This window comes from Sandaracinobacter sp. T42 (genome assembly GCF_059115405.1).
In genome coordinates, this window is record NZ_CM181101.1 from 1,699,104 (window position 1) to 1,716,711 (window position 17,608).

Genomic DNA, 17,608 nt, shown 5'->3' on the forward strand with positions numbered 1-17,608 from the left:
CTGCACGGGCTTGCCAGACGGCTTTGCTGTGCTAGCTAACCGGTTAGGGGGTCGGCCAAATTCTTGCCCTGGGGGCGTTGGCCGTTGGTTGAAATCGTTCCTGTGCTGGCCATTCTGGCCGTGCTGACGCGAGAGCTCTTGTGGCTTTCGGCTTCGGGGATCTTCCTTTCCAGCCTGGATGACATGGCGGTGGATGCGCTGTGGCTGGGCCGTTTCGCCTTTCGCGGAACCGAGCCTGTGCCGCCCGCCCCGGCCGGGCGGGGGCGATTCGCGCTGATCGTGCCCGCATGGGACGAATCGGCGGTGATCGGCGCGATGCTGGACCGGTTGTGCCGCACCTTGCCCGACGATCGGCTGCGGGTGTTCGTGGGTGTCTATTCCAACGATCCGGCGACGCTGGCGGCGGTGCAGGCGGTGGCCGATCCGCGGGTGCAGGCGGTGCCGACGGGCACGCCGGGGCCGACGACCAAGGCGGATTGCCTGAACAATCTGTGGCGGGGCGTGCTGGCGCACGAGGCGGCGTGTGGCGAGCGCTTCAAGGCGGTTGTGCTGCACGATGCGGAGGATGTGGTGGATCCCGCCAGCCTCGATCTCTATGACCGCTGGATCCCGGCGCTGGCGATGGTGCAGGTGCCGGTGCTGCCGATCCAGGACCCGGCGACGCGCTGGGTTTCGGGCCATTATTGTGACGAGTTCGCCCAGGCGCACGCCAAGGACATGAGGGTGCGCGGCCTGCTGGGGGCGCCGGTGCCGTCGGCGGGCGTGGGCACCGCGATCGACCGGGACGTGCTTGCGCGGCTGGCCGGGCCGGGCAATGCGCCGTTCGATGCCGCGAGCCTGACCGAGGATTACGAGATGGGCCATCGTGTCCATGCGCTGGGTCTGAAGGCGCGCATGGTGCGCGCGCATGCGGGCGGGCGGCTGGTGGCGACGCGGGCCTATTTCCCTTCGACCATCGAAACCGCCGTGCGGCAGAAGAGCCGCTGGCTGGCGGGCATCGCGCTTTCGGGCTGGGACCGGCTGGGATGGTCCGGTGGGTTCGCCACCCGCTGGATGCTGCTGCGGGACCGCAAGGGAATGTTTACCGCCGGAGTTGCGATGCTGGGCTATCTGGCGGCGATCCTGCTGCTGGCGCAGCTGGCGCTGAGGGCCTGGATTTCGGCGCGGACGGGTGTGCCGCTGCCGCCGTTGCTGGGGCCGGCGGATTCGGCGCTGCCGGGGTTCCTGGCGCTGAACGCCGGGCTGCTGCTGTGGCGGCTGGGCCTTCGCGCCGGCTTCACCGGCCACGCCTATGGCTGGCGCGAGGGGCTTCTGGCGATCCCGCGCGCGTTAACGGCGAACGCGATCAACTTCCTGTCGGCGCTGAGGGCGATGGAGCGTTACCGCGCCGCGCTGGAAAGCGGGGGCGCGCCGGCCTGGGGCAAGACGGAACACAGGTTCCCTGAAGCGGATGTGGAGATTGCGTGTGGCTGAGGGGGTTTCATCGGGTCGGGCGCTGCGCAGCTATCAGTTGATTCTTGTGCTGGCCGCCGGTTGGGCGCTGGGACGGATGCCGAACTGGCTGGCGGCGGAGACGGCGGAAAGTGCGGCGCTGGCGGCGGCGCTGTCCCCCGTGGCGCCGGCTGCGGCGCGACCGGGCGAAGCGGACATGGTGCGCGCGTCGGCCGAGATCGCGGCGCGGGTAGCGGCGGAGGTAGCCGATGCGACCGTTGCGCGCCTGCTGGCGGCGGGCTGGGCCCCGGCCGGCGCGCAGGGCGGGCAGCCGCGGATCGTGCTGGAAGCGCCCCGCGGGCTGCCGCCGCAGCAGACGACCGTGCGGGTGGTGGCCGAGGCCCCGGCCGGTGGATGGTATGGCTTCAGCCTGCCACCGGGCCAGTTGGCCGCCGGGCCAGCCCCTGATCCGGCCCCTGCACCAGCCCCCGCTGCCGCGGTTCCCGCTCGGCCCACCGCCCCGGCGAAGGCCCATGCCACCGCGACGGCCGGCTATGCCGCGATCCGCGCCGGAGACCTGCGACAGGGTGTAGGGCTTCTGAAGGCGGCGTCGGCCATGGCCCCGGATACGCCGGAGACGACCCAGTGGCAGGCGGATGTGCGGCAACAGACCCGGCGCTGGTCCGGCGGGGGTTATGTGCTGACGCGGGAGGGGGCAGGCGGTGGCGATGCGCTGGCGGCCTCGCCGGTGCTGGGGGCGGGGCAGGCGGGCGTTGCGCTGGGCTATCGGCTGAATCCGCTGGGCAAGCAGCGGGTTTCGGTGATCGGGCGGGTTTCGGCGGCCGCCGCGCCGCAGGGCGGCCTGGACGGCGAAACGAGCGAGGCGGCGATCGGGCTGCGCTGGGAACCTACGCGCAAGCTGCCTGTCGCACTGGACGTGGAGCGGCGGATCGCGCTGGGCCATTATTCCCGCAACGCCTGGGCGGCGCGGCTTTCCGGCGGCGTGCAGGCGGAAACCGGGGTGCGCGGGGCGCGGCTGAAGCTGGAGGCTTATGGCGAAGGCGGGGTGGTGGAGGGTTTCACCAGCCTGCCCGACCTTTATGCGGGGGGGCAGGGGCGTGGCGCCGTGCCGCTGCTGACCTTGGGGCAGACCCGGATCGACGCGGGCGCGGGCGTGTGGGGCGGCTGGCAGCGCAACGCCGGTGTCGTGGCGTCGCGGCTGGACATAGGGCCTTCGGGCCGGGTGCGGGTTGGGCCCTGGCCCTTCTATGCGCAGGTGGACTGGCGGGGGAAGCTGGCGGGGAACGCGGTGCCGGGATCCGGGCCGGTGCTGACGGTGGCCGGGGAGTTCTGAGCGGGTTCAGACCTGCTTGCCGGAGCCGACCGAGAAGCGGCCCGCATGTTTGCCGCGCGCATCCGCATAATGGCTGCGCATGACGGCGAGATCGGCTTCATAATCGCCGCTGGGCCAGATTTCCCCGGAAATGCGGACTGTGCGGGTGCCATAATCCATCACGGCGAAGACGATAGGCACGCCCGCCAGCCGGGCGATGTGGTAGAAGCCGGATTTCCATTCGCCCACGGCCGCGCGGGTGCCTTCGGGCGCGATCGCCATCTGCAGCTGGTCGCTCGCCTCGAAGGCGTCCACCGTTGCCCGGACCAGATCCTTCCCGCCGGAGCGGTCGATGGGGTAGAGGCCCGACAGCTTCACCAGCCACCCATAGGGGAAGCGGGCAAGGCTGGCCTTGCCCATCCACCTGAGACGCACGCGATAGATGCCGGCAGCGGCCACCATCCACAGCCCGTCCCAGTTGGAGGTGTGGGGGGCGGCGAGGATCACCGCTTTGGGATGATGCGGATAGGAACCTGCGACCTTCCAGCCGGCAAGCGCGAAGAGCGCGCGTGAGGCCCAGCGATAGAGTTCCGGCCCGACGCCCCGGAAGGCGTGCGGCTCGGCCCTGGTGAGGTCGTAGCGGATGTGGGTGCCTGGCGGCGGAGTTCCGGTCACGCCTGGCCTGCGCCCCTTGCTTCGGCGCTGCGGTTGTCGTTCGCGATACGGCGACGTTCGGACAGCAGGGCCAGCACTTCGCGGGTAAACAGTTCGGCCATCAGCTGGTTGAGGATTCCGATCCCGCGCTCGGCCATGTCCACGGCTTCCAGTTCGCCCACATGCGGGGCGACATTGGCGAAGAATTCCTTGAGTTCGATATCGGCGAGTTCGTGCATGACGGCGGCGACGCGCCCCATGTCTGTTCCGGCATAGCCCCGCTCGCGCGTGAAGCCGACCTTCGCGGCATCGATCAGCAGGCGCAGGATGCGCTGGTCACGCGGGGTTATGCTGCCGTCGTGTGCGGGAGTGATGACGCCCGCCGCGATTGAATCCGCGAGATGATCCGGATCTGCCCCGTTGGCCACTGCGAACGCCACGGCATCCACCCGTTCGCCTTCGGCATCGAGCCGGGCGCGCAGCAGATGATCGATTTCCGGCAGCATCTGCGGTTCCAGCCAGCCAGGCTGATCGCCTGCGAACAGCGAGCGGATGACGGAGAGCGGCAGGAAGCGCTCGTCCTTGAGGCGGCGGATCGTCAGCAGGCGGGCCAGATGTTCGTCCGTGTAGGTGGCGCTGTTGCGATGCGTGCGGTCGGGTTCGGGAAGGAGGCCTTCCCGGATGTAGAAACGGATCGTCTCCCGCGAGACGCCGCTGGCCCTTTCCAGTTCGCGCATGCGCATGAATGCCGCCCTATCAGGGGTTTGGCCGGCCCGCCACATTTTCCGGCACCGGCAGGGTAGACCAGCTCCAGACGTTGAACAGGGTGATGGCCGCCACCAGCAGCAACAGGATCGCGCGCAGCCGGTTCCGCCGCCACATCCAGATTCCGCCCAGCGCCAGCGCGAAGGCGCCCAGCATCGCCAGGCCATAGAAAAGGCCCGTCACAGGCCGGCCAGCGTCTGTTCGACGGCCTGGCCCCAGGCCCTGCGGCGGATGGCGCGGGCGTCTGCCGGGATGGCGGGTTCGAAGCGGCGGTCCGCATGGACCATCGCCGCTTCCGCATCGGCCAGCGCCGGGAACAGGCCCGCGCCGACGCCTGCCAGCATGGCGGCGCCAAGCCCGGTCGTTTCGATGCTGCGCGGGCGTTCGACTGGCAGGCCGGTCGCATCGGCGAGATCCTGGCAGAGCCATTCATTGGCGACCATGCCGCCGTCGACGCGCAGGCTGGAAGGGCTGACCCCGTCGGCGGCGAAGGCGTCGATCAGGTCGGCGGTCTGCTGGCCCATCGCTTCCAGCGTGGCGCGCACGATATGGGCCCGGGTGGTGCCCGCCGTGAGACCGGTGAGCAGGCCGCGCGCCAGCGGCTGCCAGTGCGGCGCGCCGAGGCCGGCGAAGGCGGGCACGAAACTGACGCCGCCGCTGTTCGGCACGGAGGCCGCGAGCGTCGCCGATTCCGCGACCGTATCGAGGATGCCCAGCCCGTCGCGCAGCCATTTGACGGCGTTGCCGCCCACGAAGATCGAGCCTTCCAGCGCATAGGCACGGGGGCTGGAGGACAGGAAGGTGGCGAGCAGGCGGTTGCCGCTGACGGGCGGGTGTGCGCCGGCGTTCGCCAGCATGAAGATGCCCGTGCCATAGGTGCATTTCGCCATGCCGGGCGACGAACAGCCCTGGCCGATGGTGGCGGCCTGCTGATCCCCCGCCAGCCCTGCGATCATCAGCGGCCGTCCGTAGAGGCGGGTTTCGGCGATGAGCCCGGCGGTGGGGCAGATGGCGGGCAGCGCCCCGGCCGGTATGCCGAGCAGGTCGATCATGTCGGCCGACCAGGCCGCGCCCGCGAGATCCATCAGCAGGGTGCGCGATGCGTTGGTGGCGTCCGTGAGGTGCTGGCCGGACAGTTTGAACAGCAGCCAGCTTTCGACGGTGCCGACGGCCAGATCGCCGCTTTCGGCGGCGGCCTTCACCCGGGGCCAGTTGTCCAAAGCCCAGCGGATCTTCGTGCCCGAGAAATAGGGATCGAGCAGCAGCCCGGTGGTGGCCTGCACCGCCGGTTCGTGCCCGGCTTCGCGCAAGGCGGCGCAAAGATCCGCGGTGCGCCGGTCCTGCCAGACGATGGCCGGGGCGAGCGGCTCGCCGCTGCGCCGGCTCCAGAACACGATCGTCTCGCGCTGGTTGGTGAGGCCGATGGCGCGAACCCGTTCGCTCACCTTGGCCAGCACCTCGCGGATGGCCTGATCCGTCAGCCGCCAGATTTCGGCTGCATCATGTTCCACATGGCCGGGGGCCGGATAATGCTGGGTGATGGCATGCTGGGCGACGGCCACGATCTGCCCGGACAGATCGAAGGCGAGTGCGCGCGTGGATGTCGTGCCGCTGTCGACGGCGAGGATCAATTCTCCCATGGCTGCCATTGCTGGCGGGTTGCGGGGCATCAGACAAGCCCTGACTGTGCGGGCCCTGACTGTGCGGGAAAACCGGGGAGAGGATCATGCGCTTCGAGGGACGGGTGGTGCTGGTGACGGGGGCTGCTTCGGGAATCGGCCGGGCGGCGGTGCTGGGATTCGCGGCCGAAGGGGCCGCCGTGCTGGCGGCGGACTGGTCGGAATCCGTTCAGGCGACGGTGGCGGACGTGAAGGCGGCGGGTGGCCGTGCGCAGGCGCTTGTCGGCGACGCGAGCGACGAGGCGTTCGTGAAGGCGGCTGTCGACCGGGCGGTTTCGGATCACGGCCGGCTGGACGCGCTGTTCGCCAATGCCGGCGTTTCCGGCGGGCTGACGCCGCTGGCGGAGCAGTCGGCGGCGGAGTGGGAACGGGTGTTGCGGGTGAACCTGATCGGGGTGTTCCTGGCGATCCGCGAGGGCAGCCGGGTGATGATTCCGAACGGGAAGGGTGCGATCGTTTCGACCGCCAGCGTGGCGGGCATCCGTTCGGGCGCGGGGGGCATGCCCTATTCGGCATCCAAGGCCGGGGTGATCAACCTGACGCAGACGGCGGCGAACTGGCTGGGGGGAACGGGCATCCGGGTGAACTGCATCTGCCCGGGCCTGACGGAGACGGGAATGACGGCGCCCCTGTTCGAAGGCGCGCGGGCGCGGGGCCGGGAAGACAGGATCGGGCAACTGAATCCGCTGAAGCGATATGCAACGCCCGACGAACAGGCGGCTGTCGCGATCTTCCTGGCTTCGGACGAGGCGAGCTATGTGAACGGGCAGGCGATCGCGGTGGACGGGGGGCTTTCTTCCAGCCACCCGACCGCGCCGGGCAAGTTCGTGTAAGGCTTGCCATGGGCGGCGCGCGGCGTTAGCCCATCCGTATCGGTGAAGGTGCCCCGGTATGGCCGGGGTGAAAAGGGAAGCCGGTGAGGGGGAACCCCTCCCGAGTCCGGCGCTGTCCCCGCAACTGTAACCGGGGTGGCTGCCCGCCACATGCCACTGCCGTTCCGGCGGGAAGGCGTGGGCAGCCCATACCCCGGAAGCCAGGAGACCTGCCTTGACCGGTCGTCCAGTCTTTCCGGCGGGGACTCCGGGGCGACCGAACAGGCGTTCGCGCATTGGCGCGAGGGCCTTTCGCATGGGCGACATCTGTCGTGACCATTGCGAAAGGAGTTTCTTGTGCCTGTTCTGTTTTCCATTCTTGCCGCTGCTTCCCTCACCGATCCCGACATCCTCGTTTCCGCACGCGCGCCGGTGACGGCAGCCGGGCTGGGCAGTTCCGTGACCGTGCTGACGAAGGCCGATCTGGACCGGTTGCAGGCCCCGCTGCTGCTGGACGTGCTGAAACTTCAGCCGGGCGTGAGCTTCAGCCGCAACGGTGGCCCCGGCGGCTTCACTGCCGTCCGCCTGCGCGGGGCGGAGGGCGAGCAGACGACGCTGGTGATCGACGGCGTGAAGGTGGCGGACACGGCGAGCCCCGGCGGCGGGGCGGATTTCGCCAATCTTTCCACCGCCGGTATGGGCCGGGTGGAGATCCTGCGCGGGCCCCAGAGCCTGGCCTGGGGCAGCCAGGCCATCGGCGGCGTGATCGCGGTGGAGACCGTGAAGCCCGGCGACGTCCCTGCAGCGGACGCGCGGGTCGAGGCCGGATCGCGCAACAGCTGGCTGGCGCGGGCGGACGCCTCCGGCCGGGTCGGTCCGGCGGCGCTGTCGGGCGGGCTGAACTGGCAACGGACGGACGGGATTTCGGCCGCCTCCGAAGGGCGGGGCGCGACCGAGCGTGACGATCTGGAAAGCTATGGCGCCAACGCGCGGGCCGATGTGGAGATCGTGCCGGGTCTGGTGGCAGACCTGCGCGGCCGCTTCCAGCATTCGGACGTTGGGCTCGATGGCTTCCCGCCGCCGACCTACGACCTTGCGGACACGGATGACCGGCAGCGCACCCGCGAGCTTTCGGGCGTGGCGGGGCTCGGCTATCGCGGCGACAGCTTCTTCGTTCGCGCCGGCTGGCAGATTTCCGATGTGGACCGGCGCAGCTATACCCCGGGCGCGACGCCTGAGACCACCTTCACCTCTGACGGGCGGCTGGAGCGACTGGACCTGCGCGGCGACTGGCGCGCGAGCGGCTGGCTGACGCTGGCCGGCGGTGTCGAGCGCGAGATCACGCGCATCACCACGCAGGACCAATGGTCAGTCGATCCGTTTCGGGCGCGCACCCGCCTGCAGGGCGTTTGGGGGCAGGCGCTGCTTGCGCCGGCGGAGGGGCTGAACCTGCAGGCCGGCCTTCGCCACGACGATCACAGCCGCTTTGGCGGGGTGACGACCTTTGCGGCGAGCGGTTCCTATCAGATCGTCGAAGCGCTGCGCCTGAAGGCCAGCTGGGGCGAGGGCTTCAAGGCGCCGACCCTGTATCAGCTGTTCTCGGATTATGGGAACGAGGCGCTGAAGGCGGAGCGCGCCCGGGGCTGGGATGCAGGGGTCGAGCTGAACCTGCTGGACGGCGCGCTGAAGGCATCTGCCACCTTGTTCCAGCGCACCACGCGCAACCAGATCGATTTCATCTCGTGCTGGGGCGTGACCAGCCCGATCTGCGTGAACCGGCCGTGGGGCACTTATGACAATGTGGCCCGCGCCCGCGTGCACGGCGTGGAGCTGGGGCTGGGCATGAACCCGGTGCAGGGTTTCACGCTGGGCGTGCAATCGAGCTGGATCGACGCGCGCAACCGCACAGAAGGATCGCCCAACGAGGGCAAGCGGCTGGCGCGGCGGCCCGGGCAGACGGTGTCTCTGGTGTCCGATTATGCGGCGCCCGCCGGATGGAGCCTTGGCGCGACCTTGTCGCAGGTGTCTTCCAGCTTTGACGATGCCGCCAGTACGCGGCGCATCCCCGGCTATCTGACAGCCGACATCCGCGCCGGCATCGCCTTTGCGGAGCGGTTCGAGCTGTATGGCCGGATCACCAACCTGTTCGACGAACGCTACGAGACGGTCAGCTTCTATGGCGCGCCGGGGCGTCAGGCGTTCGTGGGCATCCGTGCGAAGCTGTAGCATCCTCGCCGCGCTGATCGCGCTGTGGGCGGGTGCGGCCGACGCCCGCCCGCAGCGAATCGTGAGCATGAACCCCTGTGTTGACGCCGTGCTGCTGGCGGTGGCCGATCCGGGCCAGATTGCGGCGATCAGCCACTGGTCGCATGATCCTGCCGGAAGCTCTGTGCCCGTGGATCTGGCGCGGCGCTTCCCGGCGCATGGTGGCACGGCGGAGGAGGTGATCGCGCGGCGACCCGACCTGCTGTTCATCACCCCCTATACCCCGATGGCGACGCGCGAGGCGTTCCGGCGCCTGGGCTTCCGCATGGTGTCGCTGGGAGTTCCCGCCAGCATCGGGGAATCGCTGGCGCAGGTGCGGCAGATCGCGGACGCGGCCGGGCAGGGCGCGCGCGGCGAAGCGCTGGCGCGGCGGATCGAAGGGGCGCTGTCAGATGCGCGGCGGGCCCCGCCACGCCCGGCGCTGATGCGCATGGCATCCGGGCTGGTGCCGGGGCCGGGCAGCCTTTCCGAAGCGCTGATGGCGAACAGCGGGCTTCGCAGCGTGGCGGCGGATTATGGCTTTGCCCATGCGGGTGTGCTGGCGCTGGAGCCGCTGGCGCTGAACCCGCCGCCGCTGCTGATCACGGACCGGCCCGAGGCTGTTCCGCCTTTGCTGAAGCGGCTGCGCGTGTCGGTGGAAGGCTTCGACCGGCAGTTGCTAAACTGTGGCGGGCCCAGCCTGATCCCGGCGGCGCGGCGGCTGGCGGCGATCAGGGACTCGCTGCCATGAGACGCCCGGCCTTTGTGGCGCTGCTGGGCGCGGGTGCGCTGGCGGCCTTCCTGCTGAGCCTGATGGCCGGCAAGGTCTGGATTGCGCCCTTGGGGCTGGCGGCCGGTACGCCCGAAGCGCTGGTGATGCTGGAATTGCGCCTGCCGCGTGCGCTGTTGGGGCTGCTGATCGGGGCGATGCTGGGGGCATCCGGCGCGGTGTTGCAGGGCTATCTGCGCAACCCGCTGGCGGATGCGGGGGTTCTGGGCGTTTCCGCCAATGCGGCGCTGGGGGCGGTGCTGGCGCTGTTTCTGGGGCTGGCGGGCACGCCGATGCTGGTGGCGGCGTTCGGCATGGGCGGCGCGATGGCCGCCATGACATTGCTGGCCTTGCTGGCGGGGCGGTCGGCCAGCGCGACCGGCTTCGTGCTGGCGGGGGTGGTGCTGTCCAGCCTGGCGGGCGCGCTGACGGCGTTGCTGATCAGCCTGGCGCCCAATCCCTTTGCGCTGGAGGAGATTGTCACCTGGCTGATGGGGGCGCTGACGGATCGCGGCTGGCCGCAGGTGCGGATCGTGGCGCCCTTCACGGCGCTGGGGCTGGGCCTGTTGCTGCTGACGGGGCGCGCGCTGGACGCACTTGCCCTGGGGGAGCCGGCCGCGCGCTCTCTGGGGGTGGATCTTCGCGCCACGCGCTGGCTGGTGATCGCGGGCACAGGCCTTGGCGTGGGGGCCGCCGTTGCCGTGACGGGCGTTGTGGGATTCGTGGGGCTGATCGTGCCGCATCTGCTGCGCCCCTTCGCGGGGGAGCAGCCTTCGGCACTGATCCTGCCTTCGGCGCTGGGCGGGGCGCTGCTGCTGCTGCTGGCGGATTCGCTGGTGCGCCTGTTCCCGGGGGCCGGGGAACTGAAACTGGGGATCGCGATGGCGCTGCTGGGCGCCCCCTTCTTCCTGTGGCTGCTGTGGCGCGGGCGAACGGGGATGTCATGATGCTGGAACTGACCGATCTGTCCCTGTCGCGCGGTGGGCGGACGCTTTTGTCCGGCCTGTCTGCCCGTTTCGAACCCGGCAGCGTCAGCGTGATCCTTGGACCGAACGGCGCTGGGAAGTCCACGCTGCTCGACACGCTGGCAGGCCTGCGAAGGCCGGATGGGGGCGTGCTGTGCCTGGATGCCGTGCCGGTGGCGGACATGCCGCATCGCGAACGGGCGCGACGCATCGGCTATCTGCCGCAGGGCGGGGAGCTGAACTGGAACCTGAAATCGCGCGAACTGGTTGCGCTGGGCCGGCTGCCGCATCGGGGGGCGTTCGCGGGTGAATCCGAGGCCGACAGGGCGGCCATCGCCCGTGCCATGGCGGCCGCCGACATCGCCGCGCTGGCGGATCGCCCGGTGCTGAGCCTTTCCGGTGGCGAACGGGCGCGGGTGCTGCTGGCACGGGTTCTGGCGGGGGAGCCGGCGCTGCTGCTGGCGGATGAGCCGCTGGCCAATCTGGATCCGCGCCATGGCGTCGATGCGCTGCGCCTGTTCCGCCGCGCGGCGGATGGCGGCGCGGCGGTGGTGCTGGTGCTGCATGATCTGCAGGCGGCGGCGCGCGTGGCGGACCATATGCTGCTTCTGGCGGACGGCCGATGCCTTGCGCAGGGCCGCCCGGTGGACGTGCTGACCCCTGCGCTGCTGGCGCAGGCCTACGGGCTGGAGATGCGGGTGGTGGTGGCCGACGACGGGGGCCTGATCATCATTCCCAGATGACTTCCGGCGGCAGGCTCATCAGGATCGCATCAGTGTTGCCGCCGGTTTTCAGGCCGAAGGTCGTGCCGCGATCGTAGACGAGGTTGAACTCGGCGTAGAGGCCCCTGTATTTCAGCAGGGCGTGGCGGTCTTCGGCTGCCCATCCCTCTGCCATGCGGCGCCGCACGATGGCGGGGAAGGTGGCGAGGAAGGTTTCGCCCACGTCCTTCGTGTAGGCGAAATGGGCATCGAAATCGGCCTGGGTGTCGGCCGACAGCCAGTCATAGAAGATGCCGCCCACGCCCCGGTTCCGCTTGCGGTGGGGGATGTGGAAATATTCGTCGCACCAGGCCGAGTGTTTCGGCCAGAATTCGGGCGCATGGCGGTTGCAGGCCTGTTCGAAGGCGCTTCGGAAGAAGGCGGTATCCTCGTCGCGGGGGAGGGCGGGGTTCAGATCCGCGCCGCCGCCGAACCAGCGTTTCGTGGTGACGAGGAAGCGGGTGTTCATGTGCACGGCGGGCACATGGGGGTTCGCCATATGGGCGACGAGGCTGATCCCCGTGGCGAAGAAGCGCGGGTCTTCCGCGGCGCCGGGAATGTTCTTCGCGAATTCCGGATTGAACTGGCCGTGCACGGTGGAGATGTTCACGCCGACCTTCTCGAAGATGCGGCCTTTCATGACCCCCATGGTGCCGCCGCCGCCCGGCTGGCCCGAGTGATCTGTGCGTTGCCAGGGCGTGAAGGTGAAGCGGCCCGGGGCCTGCGGCGCGTTCGGCAGGGCGGGAAGGGCCGCGCCCTCGTCCTCGATCCGCTCGAACTCGGCGGTGATACGGTCACGGAGCGATCGGAACCAGGCCTCTGCGGCCAATTGCTGGGCATCGAATTCAGGCATGGCAGGCGGGTGCCATGCAAAATATGGCCTTGCAAGTGCCGATAGTTTGGGCACAGTCCGCCGCCGGAGGAGAAACAGATGCCGATCGTCCGCACCCCTGATTCGCGATTCGAGGGCCTGGAGGGTTTCGACTACGCGCCCCACTATACCGATGTGGATGGCGGCCCGCTGGGCAGGCTGCGCATCGCCCATGTCGAGGCGGGGCCCGCCGACGGGCCTGTCGTGCTGCTGATGCACGGGGAGCCGAGCTGGTCTTACCTTTACCGCCACATAATTTCGGTGCTGGTGGCGGCCGGCTATCGGTGCCTTGCGCCGGATCTGGTGGGCTTCGGCCGTTCCGACAAGCTGACGGCGCAGACCGACTACAGCTATGAGCGGCATGTGGACTGGATGCGCCAGTGGTTCCTGGCGCAGGGGGCAGGCACAGCCGCGCCTGGAATTCGCGGCCAGTTGAACAACGTGACGCTGTTCTGTCAGGACTGGGGTGGGCTGATCGGGCTGCGGCTGGTTGCGGCCTTTCCGGATCGCTTTGCGCGGGTGTGTGCGGCCAACACCTTCCTGCCTACGGGGGAGGGCAAGGCTTCCCCCGCGTTCGAGGCCTGGCGCAATTTCAGCCAGACCGTTCCGGATTTCGATTCGGGCTGGATCGTGAACGGCGGCACGGCGCGCGGCATCAGCGAGGCGGCACGCGCGGCCTATAACGCCCCCTATCCGGATGACAGCTTCAAGGCTGGCGCGCGCATCTTTCCGATGCTGGTCGTGACCGATCCGGACATGCCCTCAGCCGCCGAGAATCGGGCCGCCTGGGGCGTGCTGGAGCGGTTCGAGAAGCCGTTCCTGACCCTGTTCGGCGAAAAGGACATGGTCACCCTGGGCACGGAGAAGATCCTGCAGGCGCGGATTCCCGGCGCGAAGGGGCAGCCGCACCGCCTGATCGCGAACGCCGGGCACTTCCTGCAGGAAGACGCCGGTGCCGAGATCGCGGAGGAACTTGTGCGCTGGATGGGAAAAGCGTGACGAGGGGTGTTGACAGCCTCCGGCCCCCCGCATAAAGCCGCGCCTCCAAAGTGCGCGGGCGTAGCTCAGTCGGTTAGAGTGCCGGCCTGTCACGCCGGAGGTCGCGGGTTCGAGCCCCGTCGCTCGCGCCACTTTGGATTTCAGGGATAACGCGAACCGTTCCGCCTATTCGGCGGCGGTTCGCGCCCGATCCCAGGCCTGAAGCTCGTGCGCGATCGAGGCCTCGACCAGCTGCTCCCACAAGTCTGCGATGATGCCCGGATCCAGGCCGAGTGACTGCGCGTGCGCCGCCGCATTCTCGATCACCTGCCGCTTGCGGGGTTCGTCGCGCACCTGGCCGCGTTCGGGCTTGATGCGGGCGGCGGCATCCATGAAGCGGAAGCGTTCGGCAAGAAGCGCGACCAGTTCCGCATCCAGGCTGTCCACGCCGGCGCGAACGTCGGCCATGGTGACGCAGGCTTCGGGTGCTTTCCTCATGGCCGCCACTTGCCCGTCTCGATCCAGATCATCACCGGCTTGAGCGGAAACACCCAAGCCACGCCCAGCAACGCCCAGACGGGCAGCTGGATCAGCGGGTGGAGCGACGCGACAGGCTCGAAGAGCCAGACGACGAAAAGGGCATAGGCGAGGATGCCGACGAGAACGGCGAGAATGCCGAGCGGCCGCCTGAGGGACGGTGTCATGCCCCGGCCTTAGCGCTGCGCGCGATTGCGTGGAAGAGCGGCCGGGTGAAAGGCCGTCGGGGTGGCGACGGCATCCAGCGGCTCGTCCCAGCTTTCCGCGGGCAGGGCATCCAGCAGCTGCACGTCCCACGCGAGGCCGATGGTGCGCACGGGCCCCTGCGCGCGCAGGGCGGCCAGCGTTCGATCATAATGGCCCTTGCCCTGGCCCAGCCGGTTGCCGGCCCTGTCAGCGCCTACAAGGGGCACAAGCAGGGCGTCCGGGCGGACGACGGGGGTATCGGCCGGGGGTTCGGACAGCCCCCTGTAGCCGGGAATGAGGCGGTCGCGCCCGGTTTCATGGAAATCGAGCGGGCCTGACGTCACCCGGGGGAAAGCGATTCGCCAGCCGGCCTCGCGCGCGGCGCGTTCGAGATGCGCAGGATCGATCTCGTCGCCGATGGCGCAATAGCTGCCGAGGATGCCCGGCGGCCCCAGCCGGGGCAGATGGGCTGCAAGCGCCTTTTCGAGGCCGGCGCGGACGGGGGCCGAGAGCGCGCCCGTGAAGGCGGCGCGGGCGTCGCGCAGGGCACGGCGAAGGGCCGGGCGGTCGGGACTGGTCGGGGATGAAGCGGAACTGGGCAGGGCGGTTGCGCTTTCGGCAGGGGTGGCGGGTCCGCTGCGACCGTTTGCGAGAAGATCCTCTGACGCCAGAACGTCAGGTGGGAGCCGTATGATCGGGCCCACGGGCCCGGCAGGGACAGCCCCCAAGGATGTGTTTATCGCCTCAGGGATGTTCAGTTGCGCGCATCGCGCAGATCCCGCCACCCCCTATCTAGGCGGCGGAGGCGGCTTCCTCAAGCCTTTGCGCCAGCGCCTCTGCACGGGCAGCCAGTGCTTCGTACCGGGCAAGATCCGGGGCGGGGCCGGGGCCTTCGGCCGGGAAGGGGGTGAGGCGCGCGTCGGTGGATTTGCGTTCCAGCAGTTCGCCTGAAACCAGCAGGGCCGCCATCAGCAGCAGGCGCGGTTCCGCAACGGCGCCGTGGGCGTCCATCAACGAGGCGACGCGTGATTCAAGCAAGCCGCCGGCCGCACGGAGATCATCCTCCTCGCCGTCCCGGCAGGCGAGCTTGTAGGCGCGGCCGCCGATGGAGAGGGTGACTTCAGCCATGGCTGCGCTTCCGTTCGGATTCGATCAGCCGGTCGAGGCTGGACAGGGTTTCGTGGGCGGCTGTGCGAAGGCCCCTGTGGCGCTGCCGCAGCCGTTCGGCCGCGACTTCGGACCGCCGGAGAGCGGATTCAATTCGTGCGAGCACGTCGGTCATGTCTTGTCCGCCCTGAACTTCACGCACCATGGATTCGCTCCGACCGATCAAGAATCGTTCCTCCAGATTCTTGACGTCGGGAGATAAGGGCTTGTTTCACTTGGCGTCAATGGCCGCATTGTAACCTGTTGTTCCCTGAAGGCGGAATCCCGCCGCGGACGACCGGGGGATGGCGTGGCACCTGCAAACCGGCGCGTGACCTGTCTGCGGGCAGGGTTCTGGCCGCCGGATGAATGCCGGCAACGTTGATTTCCCGTCCTGCCTTTGCAAGGAGGGCGCCGCGCACGCGGCCCGCCGGGCTGTGGACAAGGCGCGATTCGGGCGCGCGTCCTGCCGCCCCTCTGTCTTGGAAAAGGGCCCAGATGGCTTCCGCACGGCTTGCCGACACGCTTATTCGACCCATGGCCAACAGCATCCGTGCGCTTGCAATGGATGCGGTGGAAGCCGCGAACAGCGGCCACCCCGGCATGCCGATGGGCATGGCGGACGCCGCCACCATCCTGTGGGGCGAGTATCTGAAATTCGACGCAGCCGATCCGCGCTGGCCTGACCGCGACCGTTTCGTGCTGTCGGCGGGCCATGGATCGATGCTGATCTATGCGCTGCTGTATCTGACCGGGTTCGAAGCCCCCACCATCGACGATATCCGCAACTTCCGCCAGCTGGGCAGCCCCTGCGCCGGCCACCCGGAGAATTTCGAGCTGCCGGGTGTGGAATGCACCACCGGGCCCCTGGGGCAGGGGCTTGCGATGGCGGTGGGCATGGCGATCGCGGAGCGTCACCAGAATGCCGTGCATGGCGACGCGCTGGTCGATCACCGCACCTGGGTCATTGCCGGGGACGGCTGCCTGATGGAGGGCGTCAGCCACGAGGCGATCGGCCTGGCCGGGCATCTGAAGCTGGGCCGGTTGAACGTGCTGTGGGACGACAACAACATCTCCATCGACGGGCCGATCACGGTTTCCTCCAGCGAGGATGTGACGGCAAGGTTCCGCGCGGCAGGCTGGCATGTGGTGGCCTGCGACGGCCATGACCCCGCCGCCATCCGCAAGGCACTGGACGAGGCGCAGGCCTCTGAGCTGCCCAGCCTGATCCGCTGCACCACCGTGATCGGCTTCGGCGCGCCCAACAAGGCGGGCTCGGAAAAGGTGCATGGCAGCCCCCTGGGTGCGGCCGAGGTGGAGGCCGCCAAGGCGCATCTGGGCTGGACGTCGGCGCCGTTCGAGATCCCGGCCGACCTGCTGGCGGCCTGGCGGGCGGCGGGTTCCCGCGGGGGCGCGGCGCGGGCGGCATGGGATGCCCTGCCGGGCGCGGCCGAGCTGCGGGCGTTGATGGCGAACCCCGCCCCTTCGGTCGATCTTTCGGCCTTCAAGGCGAAGCTGGTGGCGGACGGCAAGGCCGTCGCCAGCCGCAAGGCTTCGGAAATGGCGCTGGATGCGATGAACGCGCAGGTTTCCACCACCATCGGCGGTTCGGCGGATCTGACGGGTTCCAACCTGACCCGTACGGCCGGAATGCAGGTGCTGGACGCGGCCAATTACGGCGGCACCTATCTGCATTACGGTATCCGCGAATTCGGCATGGCCGCCGCGATGAACGGCATGGCGCTTCACGGCGGTGTGATCCCTTATGGCGGCACCTTCCTGGTGTTCGCGGATTATGCGCGCGGCGCGATCCGCCTGTCTGCCCTGCAGCAGGTGGGCGTGATCTATGTGCTGACGCATGATTCCATCGGCCTTGGCGAAGACGGGCCGACGCACCAGCCCATCGAGCATCTTGCCTCTCTCAGGGCGATTCCGAACCTGGCGGTCTATCGCCCGGCGGACGCGGTGGAGACGGCCGAATGCTGGGAACTGGCGCTGGCGGACCGCACACGGCCGTCGATCCTGGCCCTTTCGCGGCAGAATCTGCCGACGCTGCGGACGGACTGGGCCGAGAACCGTTCGGCATCCGGCGCCTATCGGCTGGTGACGGCCGCGGCGCCGCGCCAGGTGGTGCTGGTGGCGACCGGATCGGAAGTGTCGATCGCGGTGGACGCGGCGAAGCTGCTGGAAGCGCAGGGGATCGGCGCAGACGTCGTGTCCATGCCGAGCTGGGAGCTGTATCGCGAGAAGGGTGACAAGGGGCTGCTGCCCGCCGACGTGCTGAAGGTGTCGGTGGAGGCCGCTTCCACCTTCGGCTGGGAACGGATCGTGGGCTCCGACGGGCTGATGATCGGGATCGATGCGTTCGGCGCCTCTGCCCCGGCGACGGACCTTTACCAACATTTCGGCTTGACCCCGGACGCAATCTGCGAACGGGTGCGCGTGCAACTTAACGCACGGAAATAGCCGCTAAACCA

19 protein-coding genes, 1 tRNA gene and 1 riboswitch are annotated in these 17,608 nt (G+C 69.3%); of the genes, 10 read left to right on the plus strand and 10 right to left on the minus strand.

Translation table 11 applies throughout. The features are described from left to right. The first annotated feature begins 84 nt into the window (after positions 1 to 84). Together ACW9TV_RS08220 and ACW9TV_RS08225 are read left to right on the plus strand one after the other, a co-directional pair. Positions 85 to 1,473: a glycosyl transferase family protein gene (locus ACW9TV_RS08220; protein WP_494303002.1), complete on the plus strand. Its 1,389-nt coding sequence runs from the start codon at positions 85 to 87 to the stop codon at positions 1,471 to 1,473. After that, positions 1,466 to 2,785 (plus strand): hypothetical protein, encoded by a 1,320-nt coding sequence (locus tag ACW9TV_RS08225; RefSeq protein ID WP_494303003.1) that lies wholly within the window; start codon positions 1,466 to 1,468, stop codon positions 2,783 to 2,785. Before ACW9TV_RS08220 ends, ACW9TV_RS08225 begins: the two co-directional genes overlap by 8 nt. Positions 2,786 to 2,791: 6 nt before the next feature. Here the strand turns inward: ACW9TV_RS08225 and ACW9TV_RS08230 are convergent, their stop codons facing one another. Genes ACW9TV_RS08230 through ACW9TV_RS08245 form a run of 4 tightly spaced genes read right to left on the minus strand, consistent with a single transcriptional unit; the run spans position 2,792 to position 5,823 of the window. Next, positions 2,792 to 3,439 (minus strand): 1-acyl-sn-glycerol-3-phosphate acyltransferase, encoded by a 648-nt coding sequence (locus ACW9TV_RS08230; RefSeq protein WP_494303004.1) that lies wholly within the window; start codon positions 3,437 to 3,439, stop codon positions 2,792 to 2,794. After that, entirely contained in the window at positions 3,436 to 4,161 is a 726-nt protein-coding gene (locus ACW9TV_RS08235; RefSeq protein WP_494303005.1) for a MerR family transcriptional regulator, read from the minus strand. The genes ACW9TV_RS08230 and ACW9TV_RS08235 overlap by 4 nt, the downstream gene beginning before the upstream one ends. 13 nt (positions 4,162 to 4,174) lie before the next feature. Beyond that, the gene (locus ACW9TV_RS08240) at positions 4,175 to 4,366 is read right to left on the minus strand and encodes a hypothetical protein (protein ID WP_494303006.1); all 192 of its coding nucleotides are present in this window, start codon (positions 4,364 to 4,366) and stop codon (positions 4,175 to 4,177) included. Next, the gene (locus ACW9TV_RS08245) at positions 4,363 to 5,823 is read right to left on the minus strand and encodes an FGGY family carbohydrate kinase (RefSeq protein WP_494303007.1); all 1,461 of its coding nucleotides are present in this window, start codon (positions 5,821 to 5,823) and stop codon (positions 4,363 to 4,365) included. The genes ACW9TV_RS08240 and ACW9TV_RS08245 overlap by 4 nt, the downstream gene beginning before the upstream one ends. 86 nt (positions 5,824 to 5,909) lie before the next feature. Between ACW9TV_RS08245 and ACW9TV_RS08250 the strand changes: the two genes are divergently transcribed. The 5 genes from ACW9TV_RS08250 to ACW9TV_RS08270 all read left to right on the plus strand — a co-directional run bounded on the left by ACW9TV_RS08250 (position 5,910) and on the right by ACW9TV_RS08270 (position 11,395). Further along, entirely contained in the window at positions 5,910 to 6,695 is a 786-nt protein-coding gene (locus ACW9TV_RS08250; protein WP_494303008.1) for an SDR family NAD(P)-dependent oxidoreductase, read from the plus strand. A gap of 29 nt (positions 6,696 to 6,724) precedes the next feature. Continuing rightward, positions 6,725 to 6,926: riboswitch (cobalamin riboswitch) on the plus strand. Between the two features lie 105 nt (positions 6,927 to 7,031). Beyond that, positions 7,032 to 8,900, plus strand: coding sequence for a TonB-dependent receptor plug domain-containing protein (locus tag ACW9TV_RS08255; RefSeq protein ID WP_494303009.1), 1,869 nt, complete (start codon positions 7,032 to 7,034; stop codon positions 8,898 to 8,900). Continuing rightward, the gene (locus tag ACW9TV_RS08260; protein WP_494303010.1) at positions 8,887 to 9,669 is read left to right on the plus strand and encodes an ABC transporter substrate-binding protein; all 783 of its coding nucleotides are present in this window, start codon (positions 8,887 to 8,889) and stop codon (positions 9,667 to 9,669) included. Before ACW9TV_RS08255 ends, ACW9TV_RS08260 begins: the two co-directional genes overlap by 14 nt. Beyond that, complete coding sequence (locus tag ACW9TV_RS08265) at positions 9,666 to 10,634, plus strand: FecCD family ABC transporter permease (RefSeq protein ID WP_494303011.1); 969 nt, start codon at positions 9,666 to 9,668, stop codon at positions 10,632 to 10,634. Before ACW9TV_RS08260 ends, ACW9TV_RS08265 begins: the two co-directional genes overlap by 4 nt. After that, positions 10,634 to 11,395, plus strand: a complete 762-nt coding sequence (locus tag ACW9TV_RS08270; protein WP_494303012.1) for an ABC transporter ATP-binding protein — start codon at positions 10,634 to 10,636, stop codon at positions 11,393 to 11,395. Before ACW9TV_RS08265 ends, ACW9TV_RS08270 begins: the two co-directional genes overlap by 1 nt. On the opposite strand, the gene hemF is transcribed toward ACW9TV_RS08270, so the two are convergent. Continuing rightward, positions 11,382 to 12,266, minus strand: coding sequence for an oxygen-dependent coproporphyrinogen oxidase (hemF, locus tag ACW9TV_RS08275; protein ID WP_494303013.1), 885 nt, complete (start codon positions 12,264 to 12,266; stop codon positions 11,382 to 11,384). The genes ACW9TV_RS08270 and hemF overlap by 14 nt on opposite strands. Positions 12,267 to 12,344: 78 nt before the next feature. Between hemF and ACW9TV_RS08280 the strand changes: the two genes are divergently transcribed. Together ACW9TV_RS08280 and ACW9TV_RS08285 are read left to right on the plus strand one after the other, a co-directional pair. Next, positions 12,345 to 13,283, plus strand: a complete 939-nt coding sequence (locus ACW9TV_RS08280) for a haloalkane dehalogenase (protein ID WP_494303014.1) — start codon at positions 12,345 to 12,347, stop codon at positions 13,281 to 13,283. Between the two features lie 54 nt (positions 13,284 to 13,337). Continuing rightward, positions 13,338 to 13,414, plus strand: a tRNA-Asp gene (locus ACW9TV_RS08285). 34 nt (positions 13,415 to 13,448) lie between these two features. Here the strand turns inward: ACW9TV_RS08285 and ACW9TV_RS08290 are convergent. The 5 genes from ACW9TV_RS08290 to ACW9TV_RS08310 form a co-directional block, all read right to left on the minus strand. Then, positions 13,449 to 13,760 carry a chorismate mutase gene (locus ACW9TV_RS08290; RefSeq protein WP_494303015.1) on the minus strand — a complete coding sequence of 104 codons (312 nt, stop codon included), beginning with the start codon at positions 13,758 to 13,760 and terminating at the stop codon, positions 13,449 to 13,451. Next, entirely contained in the window at positions 13,757 to 13,966 is a 210-nt protein-coding gene (locus ACW9TV_RS08295) for a DUF2842 domain-containing protein (RefSeq protein WP_494303016.1), read from the minus strand. The genes ACW9TV_RS08290 and ACW9TV_RS08295 overlap by 4 nt, the downstream gene beginning before the upstream one ends. A 9-nt stretch (positions 13,967 to 13,975) precedes the next feature. Then, complete coding sequence (locus ACW9TV_RS08300; RefSeq protein WP_494303017.1) at positions 13,976 to 14,689, minus strand: 5-formyltetrahydrofolate cyclo-ligase; 714 nt, start codon at positions 14,687 to 14,689, stop codon at positions 13,976 to 13,978. Between the two features lie 88 nt (positions 14,690 to 14,777). After that, positions 14,778 to 15,113: a cell division protein ZapA gene (locus ACW9TV_RS08305; protein ID WP_494303018.1), complete on the minus strand. Its 336-nt coding sequence runs from the start codon at positions 15,111 to 15,113 to the stop codon at positions 14,778 to 14,780. After that, positions 15,106 to 15,267 carry a hypothetical protein gene (locus ACW9TV_RS08310; protein WP_494303019.1) on the minus strand — a complete coding sequence of 54 codons (162 nt, stop codon included), beginning with the start codon at positions 15,265 to 15,267 and terminating at the stop codon, positions 15,106 to 15,108. The genes ACW9TV_RS08305 and ACW9TV_RS08310 overlap by 8 nt, the downstream gene beginning before the upstream one ends. Positions 15,268 to 15,668: 401 nt before the next feature. Here ACW9TV_RS08310 and tkt point away from each other — a divergent pair, with 401 nt between their 5' ends. Continuing rightward, positions 15,669 to 17,597 (plus strand): transketolase, encoded by a 1,929-nt coding sequence (gene tkt, locus ACW9TV_RS08315; RefSeq protein WP_494303020.1) that lies wholly within the window; start codon positions 15,669 to 15,671, stop codon positions 17,595 to 17,597. Positions 17,598 to 17,608: the final 11 nt, after the last annotated feature.